The 20936-nt window shown below is 32.3% G+C and carries 18 protein-coding genes and 1 riboswitch; of the genes, 5 read left to right on the forward strand and 13 right to left on the reverse strand.

Annotation, left to right across the window (positions count from 1 at the left end; genetic code table 11):
• Nucleotides 1-74: 74 nt before the first annotated feature.
• Nucleotides 75-536, forward strand: a complete 462-nt coding sequence (locus tag DG435_RS21225) for an Lrp/AsnC family transcriptional regulator (RefSeq protein ID WP_024770670.1) — start codon at nt 75-77, stop codon at nt 534-536.
• Here the strand turns inward: DG435_RS21225 and DG435_RS21230 are convergent.
• On the reverse strand, nt 519-1832 hold the full coding sequence (locus tag DG435_RS21230) for a glycoside hydrolase family 1 protein (RefSeq protein ID WP_106791451.1): 1314 nt from the start codon (nt 1830-1832) through the stop codon (nt 519-521). The genes DG435_RS21225 and DG435_RS21230 overlap by 18 nt on opposite strands.
• Nucleotides 1833-2232: 400 nt before the next feature.
• Between DG435_RS21230 and DG435_RS21235 the strand changes: the two genes are divergently transcribed.
• The 3 genes from DG435_RS21235 (at nt 2233) to gldA (ending at nt 5027) form a co-directional block, all read left to right on the forward strand.
• Nucleotides 2233-3036 (forward strand): fatty acid desaturase, encoded by an 804-nt coding sequence (locus DG435_RS21235; RefSeq protein ID WP_106791450.1) that lies wholly within the window; start codon nt 2233-2235, stop codon nt 3034-3036.
• An 11-nt stretch (nt 3037-3047) separates the two neighbouring features.
• Nucleotides 3048-3980 carry a hypothetical protein gene (locus DG435_RS21240; RefSeq protein WP_106791449.1) on the forward strand — a complete coding sequence of 311 codons (933 nt, stop codon included), beginning with the start codon at nt 3048-3050 and terminating at the stop codon, nt 3978-3980.
• A 147-nt stretch (nt 3981-4127) separates the two neighbouring features.
• Nucleotides 4128-5027 (forward strand): gliding motility-associated ABC transporter ATP-binding subunit GldA, encoded by a 900-nt coding sequence (gldA, locus tag DG435_RS21245; RefSeq protein ID WP_106791448.1) that lies wholly within the window; start codon nt 4128-4130, stop codon nt 5025-5027.
• Nucleotides 5028-5058: 31 nt separating this feature from the next.
• Here gldA and DG435_RS21250 read toward each other — a convergent pair whose 3' ends face one another.
• The 9 genes from DG435_RS21250 to DG435_RS21290 form a co-directional block, all read right to left on the reverse strand.
• Entirely contained in the window at nt 5059-5472 is a 414-nt protein-coding gene (locus DG435_RS21250; protein ID WP_106791447.1) for a response regulator, read from the reverse strand.
• The gene (locus tag DG435_RS21255) at nt 5459-8188 is read right to left on the reverse strand and encodes a PAS domain S-box protein (protein WP_106791446.1); all 2730 of its coding nucleotides are present in this window, start codon (nt 8186-8188) and stop codon (nt 5459-5461) included. The genes DG435_RS21250 and DG435_RS21255 overlap by 14 nt, the downstream gene beginning before the upstream one ends.
• A gap of 241 nt (nt 8189-8429) precedes the next feature.
• Complete coding sequence (locus DG435_RS21260; protein ID WP_106791445.1) at nt 8430-9248, reverse strand: head GIN domain-containing protein; 819 nt, start codon at nt 9246-9248, stop codon at nt 8430-8432.
• Between the two features lie 10 nt (nt 9249-9258).
• Entirely contained in the window at nt 9259-10356 is a 1098-nt protein-coding gene (locus tag DG435_RS21265) for an acyloxyacyl hydrolase (protein WP_106791514.1), read from the reverse strand.
• 379 nt (nt 10357-10735) lie between these two features.
• Complete coding sequence (gene metF, locus DG435_RS21270; RefSeq protein WP_106791444.1) at nt 10736-11689, reverse strand: methylenetetrahydrofolate reductase [NAD(P)H]; 954 nt, start codon at nt 11687-11689, stop codon at nt 10736-10738.
• 159 nt (nt 11690-11848) lie between these two features.
• Entirely contained in the window at nt 11849-12319 is a 471-nt protein-coding gene (locus tag DG435_RS21275; RefSeq protein ID WP_106791443.1) for a DinB family protein, read from the reverse strand.
• Nucleotides 12320-12331: 12 nt separating this feature from the next.
• Nucleotides 12332-15034: a methionine synthase gene (metH, locus tag DG435_RS21280; RefSeq protein WP_106791442.1), complete on the reverse strand. Its 2703-nt coding sequence runs from the start codon at nt 15032-15034 to the stop codon at nt 12332-12334.
• 3 nt (nt 15035-15037) lie between these two features.
• On the reverse strand, nt 15038-16039 hold the full coding sequence (locus tag DG435_RS21285; protein ID WP_106791441.1) for a homocysteine S-methyltransferase family protein: 1002 nt from the start codon (nt 16037-16039) through the stop codon (nt 15038-15040).
• Between the two features lie 154 nt (nt 16040-16193).
• Nucleotides 16194-16299, reverse strand: a riboswitch (SAM riboswitch).
• 159 nt (nt 16300-16458) lie between these two features.
• Entirely contained in the window at nt 16459-17307 is an 849-nt protein-coding gene (locus tag DG435_RS21290; RefSeq protein WP_106791440.1) for a hypothetical protein, read from the reverse strand.
• A gap of 278 nt (nt 17308-17585) precedes the next feature.
• Between DG435_RS21290 and DG435_RS21295 the strand changes: the two genes are divergently transcribed.
• Entirely contained in the window at nt 17586-18014 is a 429-nt protein-coding gene (locus DG435_RS21295; protein ID WP_106791439.1) for a cytochrome c oxidase assembly factor Coa1 family protein, read from the forward strand.
• A gap of 5 nt (nt 18015-18019) precedes the next feature.
• On the opposite strand, the gene DG435_RS21300 is transcribed toward DG435_RS21295, so the two are convergent.
• The 3 genes from DG435_RS21300 to DG435_RS21310 form a co-directional block, all read right to left on the reverse strand.
• The gene (locus DG435_RS21300) at nt 18020-18340 is read right to left on the reverse strand and encodes a 2Fe-2S iron-sulfur cluster-binding protein (RefSeq protein WP_024770655.1); all 321 of its coding nucleotides are present in this window, start codon (nt 18338-18340) and stop codon (nt 18020-18022) included.
• 380 nt (nt 18341-18720) lie between these two features.
• Nucleotides 18721-19893 (reverse strand): DUF5009 domain-containing protein, encoded by a 1173-nt coding sequence (locus DG435_RS21305; protein ID WP_106791438.1) that lies wholly within the window; start codon nt 19891-19893, stop codon nt 18721-18723.
• A gap of 2 nt (nt 19894-19895) precedes the next feature.
• Nucleotides 19896-20705, reverse strand: a complete 810-nt coding sequence (locus tag DG435_RS21310; RefSeq protein WP_199852640.1) for a hypothetical protein — start codon at nt 20703-20705, stop codon at nt 19896-19898.
• Between the last annotated feature and the right edge of the window lie 231 nt (nt 20706-20936).

A 20936-nucleotide genomic window follows, 5' to 3' on the forward strand; every position in this document is an offset into this window, starting at 1 on the left:
ATAATAATTTCAGCTATATTTACTTCAACATAAGCTTAAATTCTATTTTTGAAGTAACTTTTTTTTGAATTAAAATGGAACAATTAGACCATACTGACATTACTATACTTAGAATCCTACAGGAAGATTCTAAAAAAACAGCAAAAGAAATTGCCAAAATCCTTAACATTACTGCTTCTCCCGTATATGAGCGAATACGGCGACTAGAAAAACAAGGATTCATCAAAAAGTATGTTGCCATCTTAGACAAGAAATTAATTGATCGCGCTATCACCACAATTTGTCAGGTTTCTATGCGCTATCACAATGAAGCTTTTATAGAAAAATTCGAAAAGCAAATTCAGAATCTGCAAGAAGTACAAGAATGTTATCATATGGCAGGGCAGGTAGATTTTGTTTTGAAAATTCACACCAAAAGTTTGGAAGAATATCATGATTTTGTAAAAACAAAGCTTTCAAAAATCGAAAATATTGGTGTCCTAAATAGCACTTTTGTTCTTAAGGAAATTAAGCACACATCAGAGTTTTATATTTGATAAATATTTTTTTAACCAGAGTGCAGATGTTTTCATTCGGCGTTGCATAGTTTTTCTATCTAAACTTATTATCCCAAACTTAGGAATATATCCTTCTGCCCATTCAAAATTATCTACCAATGTCCAAAGTAAAATTCCTTTGAGATTTATGTTTTTATCCAACACAGCTTTCATCCCTTTAATCACTCTTTGGTAATACTCGATTCTTATCTGCTCATCTTCATTTTTAGATAGTGCCATTCCACATTCAGAAAGCCAAAGTGTTTTTTTAGGGTTATATTGAGCAAACCTTTCCAAAAAATACTGCACTCCTTCTGGATATGTTTCCCACCCCATCACCGAAGTTTTTACATTTCTTTTTTTAGGTTTCATCTGGATTGCTCTAAGATATGGAACATACCAAGCTGCTTTAACCACTTCTCTTGCATAGGTTTGAATTCCCCAAAAATCAAAATCAGTTTTTAATGCTTCCATATCTCCTTTTTTATAATATCTAGACATACGTTTTAGAACCGGAAAATCATCGTCTGGATATCCTAATCCCAAATGAGGCTCTATAAACAGGCGATTCATCAATGTATCAATCCTAATAACTGCCTTATGATCAGCAGTTTTATTTCTATAGGGCTCTATTTTAGTACAACTTATTGCAGTACCCACCTGAAGTTCTCTTTTTTCCTTCAAAATTTTAAATCCTTCGGCTTGTGCCAATAAAAGATGATGTGTACTCGAAATAAAATTGCCAATCCCTTTCTTACCAGGAGCATGTACACCAAGAAAATAGCCTCCTCCTATACATACTATTCCTTCGTTAATCAATACCCAATATTTTACCCGATCTGCAAAGTGGTTTCTTAGTACAGTTATATATGCTGCATACCAGCCAATACTATCTCGGTTTGTCCACCCCCCTTTATCTTGTAATTTTTGTGGCAAATCCCAATGATATGTTGTAATCCAAGGTTCTATACCTACTTTTAAACAGTAATTAATTACCTTATCATAAAATTCAATTCCTTTTGGATTCACTACTCCTGTACCTTCTGGGAATATTCTTGACCAGGAAATAGAAAAACGAAATATCTGTAACCCAATATCAACTGCTAGATCAATATCTTCTTCAAATCTATGATAGAAATCTGTTGCCATTCTGGCATTAGAACGGTCTTTGACTCTATACGATTTTTGAGTAAATGTATCCCAAATAGAAAGACCTTTTCCATCTTTATTATAAGCTCCTTCGGTTTGATGAGCGGCAATTGTAACCCCCCATTTAAGGTTCTTAATTTTGTTCATTACGTCTTAAAATTCTAAAAAAGAAAAACATAACACATCAATGTTTAAACAATGTTTTTTTAAGAAAAAGAGAGAGTATAAAAAAGATAACTTGCTGACTTAGACAAACCAGTTTATGAAGGAAATTATGGACTATTTGTTTTAAATTGATTAGTGACATATTAAAAATCTTATCCTATATAAAGATACCACATCCTTTACCTTCTCATTTTACCCCAACATTATCTTAATGTTACTATCATTTTTTTTAAGTTTCTCATACAATGCATATTGAATTATGTACTTTTGAACATCAACTTTTAATGATGAGAAAGCAATTGAAACTATATTTCTATTAAACAAACCATAGAAGAATTATAGAAATAAAGGCTATCTATACTATAATCTAATCAAAAAACGAATGGAGCAGGAGATAATTCTGCCAAGTATCAAAGTATTAGGCAAGGACTTATTATATTTAACCAAGGCGCAAAAAATCTGGACTATTGCGAAACCATTTTTGTGTTGTTTTGGATATTTTTATTTTGCAATTAATGAATTATGGATCTTGGCAATACTATCTGTTGTTATATTAATGTTTGTTACTTATGTTTCGACTTCTCATGACCTTGTACATGGAACTTTAAAACTATCTCCTGGTATAAATAGGTTTTTCTTATCAATTATTGAAATGCTAACATTAAGAAGCGGTCATGCTTTTAAAGTATCTCATATTAACCACCATCGCAATTTTCCTAAAGAAAGCGACATTGAAGGTGCGTCTATACACATGAAACCGTACGAATTAATTCTAGAAAGCTCTATTTATGTATACAAGCTTTTTTTCTGGGCTCGCAAACACTCAAAGACTAAGGATAAAATTTGGATCAATGTTGAAGGATCCTTATTTCTAATATATATAGTAATAGCAATACTACTATATCAACATTACCCATTTTTATTATACTATTTTTTATTAGTTCAAATAGGAAGTTGGTTTTACCCATTGTTTACAGTATATATTCCCCATAAAGTAAATTATACACATCCAATATTTCAAACAAAACTATTTAGAGGTCCAATCATAAGCTTCTTCTTTGCCCATCATAATTATCATTTAGAACATCACTTGTACCCCATGGTTCCTCATCAAAATTGGAGAAAACTTGGAAAAAGATTACTACCACACCTTAAAAATTACGATCTCGAAACTATCAAATTATAAAATAAAAATTAATGAAATTATATCGCCTATTTATTAAAAATGGAATTCTTCCTTTTGTTGTTTTGGGCATTATATTATTATTTGTTGGTGTGTTTTTAATAGGCCAATCGATTTCTGGAAGCTTTTTACCACATGATATTGATATTATAGGAATGACAGCAAAACAGCTTTCTAATTATAAAAATGGAAAAATTGTGAAGTTCATGTTTCATGATCGTGTTTCTTATGGAGGTGCTTTAATTACAGTTGGCATCCTATATCTTTGGTTAGCATTAGTTCCATTACAAAAAAAAGAACCTTGGGCATGGTGGGTTCTTTTTATTTCGGGTATCTATGGTTTTGCAAGTTTTTTCTCTTATTTGGGATATAATTATTTTGACTCATGGCATGCACTAGGAACAATAGCAATAACCCCATTATTTATATTAGGATTATATCATTCTTACCAGAAAGAGCGAAAATATCAATTTAATTCTCTTTTAAAAAAACAGGAAAGATTTCATCTAAATTCAAAACTAGGTAGAGGAAACTGTTTAATGCTACTTAGTGCTTTATCGCTTTTTCTGGGAGGTATAATTATAATGATAGTAGGCATGACTTCTGTTTTTGTTCCTCAAGATCTTGCCTTTATGGATATCAAAGTATGTGGGCTTAAGGACATAAACCCTAATCTTATTCCTGTAATAGCGCATGATAGAGCTTCATTTGGAGGTAGTTTGGCTACTATCGGTATTATGTTATATTTTATAATTTGGTATGCTAACCCTTCGAAAATCTTATGGGAAACATTGGCAATTGCAATAACAATAGGATATTCTTCTGCTATTTTAGTTCATTTTGCTATCGGGTATTTAAATTTCTCACATCTATTTCCTGCATTTTTAGGGGTATTCATTTTTATTACCGGGCTCTTCTGGATAGAAAATGATTGGTCAAAAAAATAATGAATACTCTTTTTACTCGCATTAATTAACTTAGTGTGAATACTGAATAAAGAAAATTTACGTTAAATTATTTTTTCTAAATTTCTCATACAATACATATATGAATTATGTATTTTTGGGTATAAACAGACCTCATACTTGTTCTATATGTCAATTTCGGTATCTAATATTTCTAAACTTTATAATGATCAAAAAGCACTTAATGCTATTTCTTTTGCAATAAAACAAGGTGAGATTGTTGGTTTTCTTGGTCCTAACGGAGCAGGTAAATCTACTATGATGAAAATTCTAACGACCTATCTTGATCCCTCTGAGGGCTCTGCCGTTGTTAATAATTTTGACATACACTCTCAAGCTATTGATGTACAAAGAAGTATAGGATACCTTCCTGAACATAATCCTTTGTATCTGGAAATGTATGTACGAGAGTATTTAGCATTTAATGCCCGAGTATATAAGATTTCAAAATCCAGAATTGAAGAGGTAATCAAACTAACAGGGTTAACTCCAGAGGCCAATAAAAAAATTAGTCAACTTTCTAAAGGATATCGCCAGCGAGTTGGTTTGGCATGCGCATTACTTCATGATCCTCAAGTTTTAATACTGGATGAACCTACAACAGGTTTAGATCCCAATCAACTAGTAGAGATTAGAGAATTAATAAAGGCAATTGGTAAAGAAAAAACAGTTTTTTTATCTACCCACATAATGCAAGAGGTTGAAGCAATGTGTGATCGGGTCATTATTATTAATAAAGGAGAAATTGTTGCAGACAAATATTTACATGAAATAGTAGACGAGACTGAGCAGATTATCGAAGTCGAGTTTGATTATCGTATAGAAGAAGCCTTTTTACAAAAATTGTCTGATGTAAGTGATGTAAAAAACATTCATGGGTTTGTTTATCAAATTACTTTTGATACTAAAACGGATATGCGCCCAGTAGTTTTTGACTTTGCTCATGATAATAAGCTAAAGATATTACAACTATCTCGAAAAAATAAAAACCTGGAAGGTTTGTTTAGAGAACTCACCAACCCTTCTTAAATATAATTCTTACACCTATACCTTAATCCTTTTATTGACATTGACTTGTCTTTTCTATATCATTTAAAATATCTTTGAGTTTTTCTACAGAAATAGGCTTAACGATGTAATCGCTTACATGCTCAAAAGATTTAGCTCTTAGGATATCTTCTGGATCAACAGATGAAGAAACTACATAAATAATTATTTTCTTCGTGCATGGCACTTTTATGAATTCTTCCAAAAATTGTATCCCATCAAGCACTGGCATATTTAAATCCAACAAAATAACATCTGGTAATTTTTCATTTGCCGAAATAATTGCTTTTAGATTATTTAACGCTTCTTCTCCATTCCGGAAGACCATAAAACCATTGCAAAAATCAACAAGTTCCATTATTTTTTTAATACCAAATACAAAAATTGGATCATCATCAATAATACAAGCTATATCAATTTTTTTCATATTTCATATAAATTTTAAAAGTTGTTCCTTTATTTACTGTGCTTTCTACTTCTATTTTACCTCCCATGGCTTCTACCTGGTTCTTGGTAATAAATAGTCCTATACCTCTGGCTTCTTTATTATTATGAAAAGTCTTATACATCCCAAATAGTTTAGCCTGATGTTTTTTCAAATCAATCCCTAATCCATTATCCTTGATATCCAAGATCACAAATTCGCCTTCTATTCTAGTAGTTAAATCGATATAACTCTCTCTTTCTTCAGAACTATACTTTATCCCATTAGTTATAAAATTTAATAAAATACTATCCAAGTATGCCGGGATTCCTAAAATATTTATATCTGGTTGTGTATTATTATTTATAGTCACCATAGTCTCTTTTGCAATAGCAGAAACACTTTCGGTCACTTTGTTAATTGCCTCATATAAATTCAACCCTATTAAATTTTCATCAACAGAAGTATTCATTAATACTACTTCGTTTAAATGCACTATGGTTTCGGTAAGGTTCTCGGATGCTGTTTTAAAAAGTTGAATAATTTCATTATCCTCAATCTCCGGGTTTTCCTGAATAAACAAATCCAGTAACATTTGAAAATTTCCAGAATGTGATTTTAGATTATGTGAAACTATATGCGCAAAATTACGTAGTCTTTTATTTTGATCTTCTGCAACCGTTAACCATGATTTTAAATCTTGTTCTACTTTTTTAATCTCACTAATATCAGTTGCTACCCCAAGATATCCACTAATCACACCTTTGTTTTTTATAGGAGACAATGTAACCTGAACAGGAAAACAAGCCCCATCTTTTCTTACATGTGTCCACTCTTTTACATCATATTCTTGATTCTCGAGTAATGCTGTAAAAACCTCAAAACCTTTAATTTCTCGATCCAACAACCATGATAATTCTTTTTCTCTCTTCTCTATTTCTTCTTTTTGATGTAATACTATGAGTGGTTTTTCTAATATTACCTCCTCTTTGGTATACCCTAATAGATTTTCTGCTCCTTTATTAAATGTAGTGATCAAACCATTCTTATCTGTACCAATTATACTTACTTGAGTTATATCATCGATTATACTTTTTAGTTCACCAACAGTATTCTGTAGTTTCTGCCTGGCAATAATTTTATGACTAATATCTGCAATTTGTGCAATAAAATATGTTGGTTTATTACTTTCTCCCTTAATAACTGAAACCGAAAGATTAATATATACAATATGACCATCCTTATGAAAGCATCTTTCTTCCATATTGCTATATAATGTTTCTCCTCTAAAAAGTTTTTGAAATAATTTGTCACTGATTGCCAAATCATCTGGGTGAAGAATATCTTTAAAATCCAGCTTTGTCAATTCTTTATTAGAATACCCAAGAATCTCACACAATTTATAATTTACTTTTGTAAAATGACCTTTTTGATCCAACATTACCATTCCTATTGCGGCATTTTCAAAATTTCTCCTGAACATTTCTTCGCTAATGCGTAGATTTATTTCCGCTTTTTTGGTTCTAGTGATATCTGCAGTATGCATTAAGATACCTCCTATTTTATTTTCATCGGTATACCATGGTCGCAACTCCCACGTAAGCCATTGCACAGATCCATCTAATCTTTCAAAACGATCTTCTTCACTTTTTAATACTTCTCCATTAAGACATCTTTTATGATCATCTTTCCATTTTTCTCCTATTTCTGGGAAAACGTCATAATGTGACTTACCTATAATATTATTATCACTAATACTATAATCTTCATACCATTTTTGAGAAACTGCCAAGTAGCACATATTAGTATCAAACATTGCTATAGCACTTGGAGCTTGTTGTATAAATAATTTACTTTTTTCTAAATCTTTCTTACTCTCAGTGATTTCCTGGTGTGAACCAATCATCCATTCTGGGTTTCCTTCTGAGTCCCAACTCACCACTTTTCCTCGATCCAGAACCCATATCCATTCTCCATTTTTATGCTTCATTCGGGCTTCACATTCATAAAAAGGTGTTTTTCCCGCAAAATGATCTTGTAACAGTTGATTAGATTTTTTCAAATCATCTGGATGTGAGGCTTCTGCCCATGTATTGATAGAAACTGGTTCTAATTCTAGAAGTGTATAGCCTGCTATATTAGCCCATCTCTCATTAAATATGGTTTCTCCTGTTTTCACATTCCACTCCCAGGTCCCCAGGTTTGTACCTTCAATAACGTGTTGATAACTATCTACCTGTCTTTGCAGCTGTACTTCTACTTTTTTTAATTTAGTAATATCGGTATGGGCACCCAACATTCGTACTGGTTTCCCCTTACTATCACGTATCGCTAAACCTCTACAGTGAATCCATACAGTATGCCCAAATTTATGTTTATACCTTACGATTTGATCATACGGATGTGATGGATCTTTACAATGTTTTGTAAAATTAAGGAACACCACTTCTAAGTCTTCCTTATTTATAATATCCTGCCATGCAGAAGCATTATGTGGCATCTTATCGGGATCATATCCCAAGGTGGTCCAAAACTTAGAATTCATCCACTCATTTTCGGGATTATCTAGATCCCAAAACCAAAGCCCGTCAAGGCTCGATTTCTGTATAAAATCAAAAATATAATCGTCTTTCTTAATAAGAGCATACAGTTCTTCTTTAAGATAATTTTCTTCTACATTCTCAACATCTTGAGCATTATCAAACTGATTTTGAATCATTTTTAAATATAAAATTTGGAATAAAATCCTGGTGTCTTATAAAGTTAGACATTAATTTCAATTAGAAAGATTTAAATTCCGCAAACTTTTTATGGTGTTACCCTACTTCTTTTTTGGGTAAATTTTGTTAAAATCAGTTTGAAATTGAAATGATATAATAGATAAAAAAGAGATATCATAGTAAGTATAAAAAGATATAGGTGCCTTATTCACAACTACTAAGAGAATAGTATTGATATCTTTATTGAAATATAAGTTTCCCTATAAAAAACTCCTCTACTTCAACAATTGAAGGTCTGTTAACCGAAATTACATCTCCTGTACTTCGTATCTCTCCTGTAATTGATTGTTGAGGGTTTACTATAATTTTATTAGTTCCTCTATGAAAAACCTGAACATTCTCTGCCACTAAATTAGCTCCTTCAAATCTTCCGGTTCCTGAAGCAAAATTAACATTTAATGTCTGTACTGTTCCGTTTATAAAAAATGAAGCAATGTTATTTCCTACTATATTAATATTTTCACAATCTACACTCAAATTGAATGTTCCCGTTGTAGTTTCAGTATTTTCACCAAAATCTTCGGCTAATAATGTTAATGAAGTATAGGTTAATATTCCATCAGAGGAGATGTCAAATTGTGTCCCACTCCTTATTTCTGTGATATTAGGAGCAGTAACAAAAACCTTAGTTTGATTAAAATCTCTAAAAAAGGCACAATCATTAGTATTGCTAAGTACTAGACGATTATCTTCGACTATTGCCGAAACTTCGTTTAGCAAGTTATCTCCTGTTTCAATAATTACCGAAGTAGTTGTTCCTTCTTTTATGATAAGTTCTACATTTGGATTCACCAAAATACGTGTAAAATCAGAAACTTCAATTTCTTTTCTAACTATTGTTCCTGTTCTTTGAAAACAATCTGAAGCATTCTCAGAATCACAGCCAAATAAAAATAACACAACCCATATCCCTATACATCTTACCGCTATATATTTCAAAAAAGACTTCAACGAATTAAGTCCGGTATTTTGTTTTTTTAAATTTATACTAAGATCCATAGCAGTGCTTTTATAATCTATACCCTATCGAAAACTCCATAGCCTCAGCTTTGGCAGCATGAGATCTAACAGTTAGTGAACCAAATATGTTTTTAGTAAAATAATACTGAACTCCTGCTCTAAGATACGTTTGTCCTTCAAAATCATAAGGATAATACACATAATACCCTACTTGTGTGAGTACCGAAATTCTATTTACTCTTAACTCATGCCCTAGGAACATCCCTACTCGTTTAGCATCTTCATCCCCTGTAGTTCCATCATTAAACCCTCCTGCTGCTCTAAAATCTATATAACGCTCCAAGGTTTTAGAAAAAAACACTTCTGCTCCTAACTGAATGGCACTTTTTTTATTTAATCTCTTATCTACAAAACCTCCAAACGTATAAAAAGGGAACCTTCCCGATCCTACTACATCACTTTCATTAACTCCGCTTCTAAAAATAAAACCATAACCTATTGGTTCTCCTCCTTTAAGATCTCCTTTTTCCTTTTCTATGTATTCTGGGGTTTCCTGATCTAATGTGTAGGTTATTCCTGCATTTAAGAACAATGTATTAGTACTTTTATTTGGCGCCTTAGAATTTCCATTAGAATAATGAACAACTCCTAAACCTGCTTGCAACCCAAAACCTTTAATAAGGTTCTCCTTTTTAGCTTGTAATAAAAAATAAGTTCCACTGGATAAATGTGTACCATGGGCTACATTTCTATAATTATCATCTTCATCATAGGGGTTTGTGCTATATCCAATTCCTTGGCCTATCCTAAGATTTAGATACCGTTTTAAGAAATAAAAATTATAATGGACAAACAGACCTAAATGCTTTCCCAAAAACTCATTATCCATATCTTGATATAAAAAAGAAACGCCATAATCAGGATAATTATATAATCGTTGCCATTTTTTATCTCCAAATGTCTTACGCTGAAAGGAAAGAATCACACCAGATGGATGACCTGTGATTAAATGCGAGATATCAGGATTATGTTTTAGGATGGTACCATAAAAGTTATTGACATCCAACGTATAATTCACTTTAGATTCTATCTGAGCATACGTACCAAAATGAACGATAAAGATGAGTAAATAAATCCTTTTTATCATCCGGCAAAAGTATGATAGACCTTCGAGGTTTCCAAACACTGATGGATCTGGTTTTACCCTTCTATTATTTTCATCAATTAAACCACTGTAAATCAAATATTTCACCAATCATATAAGCTTAATAATATTGCTTCAAAAAAGGTTATAAATCTAAGATAACTCTTGTAAAAGGTTCAAAAACCTCTCTTGGATCCCGACTTAATTAATCTGTGTCAAAAAAACTGTAAACAGTAAATCTGATAAAAAAGTAAAAGCTTTGTTTGGTTTCTACTTCATAAAAAAACCTGTTAGACATTAATCCAACAGGGTTATACTAAAATTATATACTAAAAATCAGCAGTGATTGCCGCTCTTTTATATTCTGGAAAGAAGGTTTTTCTTAAAACACGCCTTCAGCAATCTTTCTAATATTATCCGACTTACCCATCGAATAATAATGCAGTACAGGAACACCATACTCCATCAGTTCTTTAGATTGCTGTATTGCGAATTCTACTCCTACCTCTCTAATTTCCTTATTTGTTTTACATTTTTCTACTGCTCTAACCAATTCATCTGGCATATCCAGTTTAAAAACCTGAGGTAACAATTGTAAATGTCTTTTTACTGCTACGGGTTTAATCCCTGGAATTATAGGCACTTTAATTCCTGCTTCTCTAGCTTTTTTAACAAAATCAAAATATCTTTTATTATCAAAAAACATTTGGGTTACTACATAATCTGCTCCAGCATCTACTTTGTCTTTTAACCTTCTAATATCAGAATCTACCGAAGGAGCTTCCATATGTTTTTCTGGGTAACCAGCAACTCCTATGCAAAAATCGGATTTGTTATCCGTTTCAATTACTTCATGAAGAAACTGCCCTTTATTCATATTCAATATCTGCTCTACAAGTTCATTAGCATAATTATGCCCTCCTTTGGTAGGAGTGAAATATTTTTCCTCCTTCATTGCATCACCACGCAAAGCCATTACATTTTCAATACCCAAATAGTGACAATCTACCAATAAATATTCTGTTTCTTCTTTGGTAAATCCACCACATAATACATGAGGAATTGTATCTACATTGTATTTATGAGTAATCGAAGCACAAATACCTACCGTACCTGGACGCATACGGGTTAGTTTCTTATCTAACAATCCTTCTCTATCAATATAAATAAATTCTTCTCGGGAAGTAGTTACATCAATAAAAGGAGGATTAAATTCCATTAATGGATCAATATTATCATATAATTCTTGTATACTTCTTCCTTTCTGTGGAGGTATTAACTCAAAAGAAAACAATGTTTTTTCTTTTGCTTTTTTTATGTGATCTGTTACTTTCATCTAATCTATAATTCCTTATTCTTCGTTTATTTTTTTCGGTGTTAGGATAATTCTCGTTATCTACGTTTTTCAGATCTATTCTTTAATATCTCTTCATCGTATTAAAAAATTCTAGCATAAAATCTCTTTTTTTAACAAAGCACCTATTCTTAATATTCGTTATTTCAATTGACTATATACTATATTGATTTGCCCTAAGTGATAGATATCATGTTGTATCACACCATTTATCATGTACTCATTTCTATATCTACGGCCAGCTACTTGTTCATTCAACCATGAATCCGGCTTTGCTAATAGTAATTCACATATTATATTTTGAGTCTCAATTAATTCTTCAAGAGTTTTTTTCTTTTCTTTTTCATTTTGTATTAAAACACCTTTCCTCCAATCCTTCTCAGAATTTAATTCAATATCAAAAGCTTTATTTCCTTTTAGTTTTTCGATAACAAACCCTCTCCAATCTATAAGATGGTAAACTAATTCTGATATTGAGTGCGATACTTTCTTTGGTTTTTTATCCCAAAAAAGTACAGGAATATGTTCTAATGATTTTAATATAGAATTTCCAAACCATGGTTCTCCTTCAAAAACCTCATCATACTTTTTAATACTATCTTTTATATTCATCCGGGTTTGTATTTAGTCAACTATATTGGGACTCAACCATTTCTTTGCATACTCAAGATCTACATCTTTACGTTCTGCAAAATCTTTTACCTGATCTTCTTTCATTTTTCCTAATCCAAAATATCGAGCTTCGGGATTAGCAAAATAATATCCAGATACAGATGCTGCAGGCCACATAGCCAGGCTTTCTGTTAATTCTACTCCGATTCGTTCGTTAACCCGAAGTAATTCCCAAATCGTTATCTTTTCGAGATGATCCGGGCAAGCAGGATATCCTGGTGCAGGTCGAATACCTTTATATGCTTCTTTTATTAATTCTTCATTGGTTAATGATTCGTTATTAGCATATCCCCAATCTTCTTTACGTACTTTTTTATGCAAATATTCTGCAAAAGCTTCAGCTAATCGATCTGCCAATGCTTTAATCATAATCGAATTATAATCATCGTGATCTGCCTCAAAAGCTTCGGCAAGTTCCTTGGTTCCAAAACCTGTTGTTACACAAAAACACCCCATATAATCTTGAATTCCGCTTTCTTTTGGAGCTACAAAATCAGATAATGCAAAATTTGGTTTACCAGCATGTTTTTTTAATTGTTGACGTAGTGTTCTAAATTTAAAATCTCCTTGTTCTGAAGACACCTCAATATCATCATCATCTACCGTATTAGCCTCGAAAAGCCCATACACAGCTTTTGCCCCTAATAATTTTTCATCAAATACTCTCTGTAATAATTCTCGTGCATCTTTAAACAAAGATGTAGCTTGTTCTCCAACGACAGTATCAGTTAAAATAGCAGGGTATTTACCATGCAAGTCCCAGGATCTAAAAAACGGTGACCAATCGATATAAGGTTCTAATTTTTTCAAATCAAAATCTTCTACAACTCTAATTCCTAGGTTGTTTGGTGTTACAATTTCAGAAGTTTGCCAATCAATTACATATTTATTTTTTCTGGCTTCTTCAATACTCAGATATTCTTTTTGTTTTGTTCTCTTTAGAAATCCATCTCTAAATTTTTCATAATCTTCTTTAAGATCACCTACATATTTTTGATTGCTTCTTTTATTCAATAAATCACCAACAACTGTTACTGCTCTTGATGCGTCATTAACATGTACTACTGCATTTTTGTATTGTGGATCAATCTTAACTGCGGTATGAGCTTTTGATGTAGTTGCCCCACCAATCAATAATGGAATATTGAAATTCTTACGATCCATTTCTTTAGCCAGGTGAACCATTTCATCTAGTGATGGAGTTATTAATCCACTTAATCCAATAATATCCACTTGTTCATCGATTGCTGTCTGAATAATTTTATCAGGAGGAACCATCACTCCAAGATCTACAATCTCATAATTATTACATCCTAATACTACTGAAACAATATTTTTACCAATATCATGTACATCACCTTTTACCGTTGCCATCAAAATACGGCCATTAGAATCATTTTCTTTTACTACTCCTCCAGAAAGTGCATTCTTTTTCTTTTCTTCTTCAATAAATGGAAGTAGATATGCTACTGCTTTTTTCATCACCCTGGCAGATTTTACAACCTGTGGCAAAAACATTTTACCTGATCCAAAAAGGTCACCAACAACGTTCATTCCTGTCATCAGATTTCCTTCTATAACTTCTATAGGTTTATCTGCTATTTGCCTTGCTTCTTCTACATCTTCTACGATATATTGATCAATCCCTTTCACAAGGGCTCTTGTGATCCTATCCTGTAATGGTTCTTCTCGCCATGAAAGATCAACAACTCTCTCTTTACTGGTTCCTTTAACTGTTTCTGCAAAATCCAATAATCGTTCGGTGGCATCATCTCGCCGATCCAGAATTACGTCTTCTACATGTTCTAAAAGATCTTTTGGAATATCATCATATACCTCTAGCATTGCCGGGTTTACGATTCCCATATTCATTCCTGCCTTGATTGCATGATACAGAAAAACAGAATGCATAGCTTCGCGAACTGTATTATTTCCTCTAAAAGAAAACGAAACATTACTTACACCTCCACTTACACTACTATGTGGTAGATTTTCTCTTACCCATCGTGTGGCTTCAATAAAATCAATGGCATTTTTACGATGCTCTTCCATTCCGGTTGCAACCGGAAATATATTTAGATCAAATATGATATCTTCTGGTGGAAAGCCCAGTTTGTTAACCAATATATCATAAGATCGTTTTGAAATTTCTATACGGCGTTCATAATTATCTGCTTGTCCTACCTCATCAAATGCCATTATAATTACAGCTGCACCATATCTTTTTATGGCTTTTGCATGTAATATAAATTCTTCTTCTCCTTCTTTAAGACTTATAGAATTTACTACACATTTTCCTTGTACTACTTGCAGTCCTGCTTCAATGATTTCCCATTTAGAGCTATCTATCATAATGGGTACTCGAGCAATATCTGGTTCTGCCATGATAAGATTAAGAAACCTCACCATTGCATCCTTACCATCGATCAAACCATCATCCATATTGATATCAATGACCTGTGCTCCTCCTTCTACCTGATGTCTTGCTATATCTAAAGCTTCATCAAATTTTTCTTCTTTGACCAAACGCAAAAACTTACGCGACCCTGCTACATTAGTTCGCTCCCCAACATTAATAAAATTCGTTTCAGCAGAAACGATCATTGGTTCCAGACCAGAGAGCTTAAGATATTTTCTTTCTTCCTTAGTACTCATATGTTATACTTCTACTCCTACTACTCTTGGTTTATAATCTTTTGCTAAATCTGCTATTGCTTTAATATGTTCTGGAGTAGTACCACAACAACCGCCAATAATATTTACTAAGTTTTTTTCCGTGTATTCTTTAATCTGTTCTGCCATTTGCTCTGGTGTTTCATCATACTCTCCAAATGCATTTGGCAATCCGGCATTAGGATGTGCAGATATTCCAAAACTTGCTTTCTGAGCTAAAACTTCTAAATAGGGAGTTAGTTGATTTGCTCCCAATGCGCAATTAAATCCAACCGACAACATCGGAATATGAGATAAAGAAATTAAAAATGCTTCTGCCGTTTGGCCTGATAATGTTCTTCCACTTGCATCCGTTATTGTACCACTTACCATGATGGGTACATCGATATTTCTTTCGTCTTTTACTTCTTCAATTGCAAAAAGTGCTGCTTTAGCATTTAATGTATCGAAAATAGTTTCTACCAATAAAATATCTGCACCTCCATCTAATAGCGCTTCAACCTGTTGTTTATAAGCGATTCTTAATTCATCAAAAGTTACTGCTCTATATCCCGGATCATTTACATCTGGAGACATACTTGCTGTTCTGTTTGTTGGGCCAATAGATCCTGCTACAAAACGGGGTTTATGAGGTTCTTTTTCGGTCAACTCATCCGCTACTTCTTTGGCTATTTTTGCTGACTGATAATTTAGCTCATAAACCAAATCTTCCATTTCATAATCTGCCATAGCAATGGTTGTACCCGAAAAGGTATTAGTTTCTACGATATCCGCTCCTGCTTCAAAATAAAGTCGATGTACTTCTTTTATTGCTTCGGGCTGGGTAATACTCAATAAATCATTATTACCTTGCACAGGAGTAGGCCAATCCTTAAATCGTTCTCCTCTAAAATCTTCTTCTGTAAACTTATGTCTTTGCAACATGGTTCCCATGGCTCCATCAAGCACAAGGATTCTTTCTTCTAGTATTTTGTATATCTCTTTCATTACTTATCAAATATTATTGTGGATTCCAGCTCTAGCCTATACTATGTGCAAACAAAGTACTGGAATAACAAAAAATAGTATTAATTCTCTATTAAAATAAAGAATTCGTATATCAAGAAAAATAAATGGAAAGACATAGCAGAGCTATGAATCTTCGTTATCTATACCGTTATAACGGATAGAATGTAGCACCTTCTTTACAAGATAAAGGGTTGCTAAGGTTTCATAGGGTCTATTCCCTCCACCTTTCTCGATAACAATTAGTATATATATGAACTAAACAGCATCTGCTGTTAATCTAACTACAAATAAAAGGCATAGCCTTTTGTTATGCAAGTTTATTTATCAATTTCACCTCGTATTAACAAAAAAAAGATTACCCAAAAGGGTAATCTCTATTCTACATGTATATATTTATATTACCTTCGAAGCTCTGAACCTCCAAAACCTCCTGTATTATGTCCCAGAGATATATAATTTGGTCCTTCGACAAATCCTCTTAGAATTCCACCGTTATTTGTATTTCCTTTAGGAACATCTATCCAATCCAACCATAACTGGCTATAGAAACGACTTCCCCAGGCAACATTAGACCATGTAGGGCGACCATTTACAAAATTGCGTTCTCCAAACCAAACAACCATATTACCTATCTGTCTGATATAGTAAATGCCTCCATCATTTCCTACCCATCGACCAGTAATATTATTACTATCATTTACAACCCCAAATCCTGCCTGACGTGGACGGGGAAGGTATGAAGGTCGGGTTGTTTTTGTCCAAACTGAACCCCCAAAATTACTTCCAGACACCTTAGTAAAACCACTTCCAAAACAACCAATCGACAATGTTAAACTTCCACTTCCTGCTATTTTACCTTTAGGGACGTCATAAAAACTTCCGGTTATTATTTTACCACTAATAGTGCCTTTAAAAACATTGGCCCAAATACCTGATGGATGTTCTCCAAACCAATACACCTTATTTCCAATATGTCTAACATAATAATGTCCTCCATCATTAGCATAATAATACCCAGACAAATTTGGTATAATAGAACACCAATCGATATCTATGATATCAATATTGATTCCATTTTCCTTCAAATAATCCTTTTTTGCTTTAGTGAGGAATTCTTCTTGTTCTGTATTTAATGTGTTTAATTCTTCGTTTACAATTGATTCTTTTTCACAATTTGTAAATACTAATATACTTGCTAATAAAAGAATGGAAACGCCTAAATTAAATCGATTTTTTTTTGTTCTCATGCCCTTTGTTTTTTTGTGTTTTTTATACTGTAGTTATGTTAATTCTCATTAGACAAATACTCCTAACAATACTCCTAACAATATTTTTAAGTCTATTTTTCAATTCAAAAATACAGCCAAAACAAATAAAAAAGTGGGGTCAAAAACCCCATTTCACATAAGTGTAATACATCTATTACAAGAGGAAAACACCTTTTTCTTCAAGTGATTATTGCAACATATACATTTGACAAGAGGTCTTTACAAAAAAGAACTTAACAGCAATACTATTGGCTAGCATGAACGAATTAATTTCTAAAAAAAGTTGGTGGAATCGAAACTGGAAATGGGTACTTCCTATGACAGGGATAGTTATTTGTATATTCGTGTTTTTTATAATGACGGGTAATGCCGCTTTTAGATATGGGTCTGTTTATGTTCAACCCGATCTTACAGGAAATGCTCTTGAAATAGCCAAAAAAAACGATCGTGTTATTGAAAAATTAGGTGAACTATCTCCAGTAGATTTCTTTCGATTACTAGAAGGAGAAGTTCAATATTCAAATCACAATACTGTTATTGCAATAACAGTAGGGATTAGAGGCACCAAAGGAAAAGCTAAATTAGATATTGTAGCTTATAAAAAAGGAGCAAACTGGGAATACCAAAAAATTATGGTTAGAATTAAAAAGCCAAAAAAAGAATCTATTAAAATCCTGGGAGAATAATATAATTAAGACTCCGGAGCCAATTCTATTTCTAATCCATCCAACTCAGGAGTAATTGGGATTTGACATCCTAATCTACTATTATCTTCTACATAAAAGGCTTCTGCCAACATCAAATCTTCATCCTGCCCCATTTCTGGTAATTCGTGATCAGATAAAATATAGCATTGACAAGAAGCACACATGGCCATTCCTCCACAAGTTCCTTCTACTGGCAACTCATACGCTTTACAAATTTCCATTAAATTCATAGCCATATCTGTAGGCGCTTGTATCTCATGTACTACACCTTCTCTATCTTTTATTTTTATGGTAACATCTGACATATCTTTTTATTTCTGTCTGCAAATATAATCAAAGACCACACAGGTCTTATGCAAGGTCTTTATATTTTATTTTAAATTATTTAGAGTATCTATTTAAGAGCTATATCTTGTTTCTTTAAACTGGTAATTATGAAGATTTTTTAAAAGATCAAATATACTGAATCTTATAAAAAATGCCTACACAATAATCAACGTATAAGTATACAATTTTGTAAAAATTAAACCAACAAAAAATGTACCATATAATGAGAAATAACAGAGTAAGAAAACATCAATTACACTAAAAACTTATAGCTACCCCACAACTACTATAGTATAGGGATCTCTTTAATGAAAATTAATAAAAAGAAATTACCAAAATTAGATACAACTAAGATTTATTATAGTTTTAGTTTGTATTTTTTTTGTTCTAACCAGCCAGTAAAAACAACTACCAATAAAGAAAAAACAAAAGACATAAATAGTCCTATAATAGAAGAATTTAATATGCCAGGAAACTTAATATTTGTAATTACATAAATTGGATATATGAGATAGGGAATCATGTAACATGTTAACGTTGCTGTACCTGCCGGAGCAATTATTTTTGCCCAGCTTGTTTGTTTTTTCACATCTGTGATATAATACAACATTGTAAACATAAGAAAACCTATTCCTGTGCAGATAGTTAACCAAGATGGTGTTCCTTGTATTTTAGAAATACCCCAATAAGGTCGGGTTATCATTCCAAAAACAATATGTAGTACTCCTAATCCTGTTAAACATATATAACACCATTTTACATTTGTTCCCGATAACTTTTTAAATACTAATGTTGCTACGATACCAGCCGTAGTAAATGCAGGAATAGTACCTGTATATAATGTAGAAAACAAAGTAATAATATCGTTTTCAAAAATTAGTTTATCGGTCTGATTCAATACAGAAAGCACATTAAAAATTCCCAATAAAATAACCATTGTTGTAATATTTCTCTTGCTATATAGATAAACCAGCCCGTTTAAAAGATAAGCCCAACCAATAAGTCCCAAAATTCCCCACCAATGTGTTTTCATCCAACTTTCTCCCTGAGAACCTCCATTGTATATAACTGCTAAAAAAACAAGTATAATAAACCCTAAGGCTTGAAAATAAATATGCCATTTTTTCTGAATTGGACTTTTTTTCCAATTCATCCAAATTAATAATATTGCAAAGGCCATAAGTAAACCCCAAAAATATTTCCCGATAAGAATACTTTCATGGTGTGCATTTTCATAATTCACCATAAAAACTCCAATTAACAACAACGATAAAGACCTTATCAGTATATGCTTAGCAATCAAAGATTTACTTTCTTTTTTCGCAAGTCTATTTTCGATTGCATAAGGAATACTAAGACCAACAATAAATAAAAACAAAGGAAAAATAATATCAGAAAATCCCATGTAATCTTCACTCGCATTGGCATGTTGAAGCCACTTAGGAATATCTGTAAGTGTCCAGAAGTCATTTACCCAGATCATTAAAACCATTGTCAAAGCTCTAAAAATATCTATTGATGCAATCCTCATATTTAAAAATCTGCATTAATTGTTTTTTGCAAAACTTCCCAATGTTCATCTGTCATTCTATTTGGTGTAAAAAGACAAATACCAGTTGCTCCATTTTGAATTGATTCAATAATTGCAGCTTCTAATTCTTCTGGTAATAAACCATGATTTTCGGGATCGGCTTCATTTGCTTTATTTTTAGGTTTCGGGCAAATGAATAAACCACTATAAACAGGTTTCTTACCATTAACAGCAGTTACTTCTTCTTTTGTAAGTTCACCAATCCATTTTGTATCTCCCATATAGAAGTCATTATAATTCATTGGAAAAAATGCATCCAAATTCCATTTATCCCATTCTTGTCTGACTAGTTTTTTTGCAATAGAATTCGGCCCTGGAAAAACTGCTGCGTTAATCACTTTATTCTTACCATGTACTACATCTGCCAATCTATTTACTGTTTTAGTTATCAAATCATAACGAAACTGTTTCCATTCTTCAACTTGTGAAGGGTCCTCAACCTCTTTAATATCAATACCCGATAATGATTTAAAATCATGAACACATTTATCACAATAGCAATAGTCAAATTGAGGGTATTCTTTATCCATTACTAAATCATATTTTTCCCATAATCCTTTTGCCAAAATTACATCTGGAAAACGTATATAATCTAAATGAATTCCGTCTACTTCCTTTACATCAGCAACACTACTGTATAGATTTTTGAGGAAATCATAAACTTCTTCTTTATTAGGACATAAAAACTGGTAATGTGAAACATATGCAGGTTTATCATATGCAGATTCACCATTTCGATTAATGGCGTACATGCATAAACAGGTATTTTGTTTTTAGTTACTACACTTTTTTCAGTTATATTTTTACAAGCAATTAATAAAAAAACAATCGAAAGAATAGAAAGTAGCTTTTTCATAAGAACGTTTAAAAAAAATTAGAACCATAGGTAAAGAAAAAAAATAGAGTTTAAAATTTTTTTCTACAAAACACATCATTTCATAGAAGTACAACCTGTTTTATAGCCTATTATACCATTTTTGATA

It is taken from the genome of Aquimarina sp. Aq78 (assembly GCF_900299525.1).
In the GTDB taxonomy this organism is placed as follows: domain Bacteria; phylum Bacteroidota; class Bacteroidia; order Flavobacteriales; family Flavobacteriaceae; genus Aquimarina.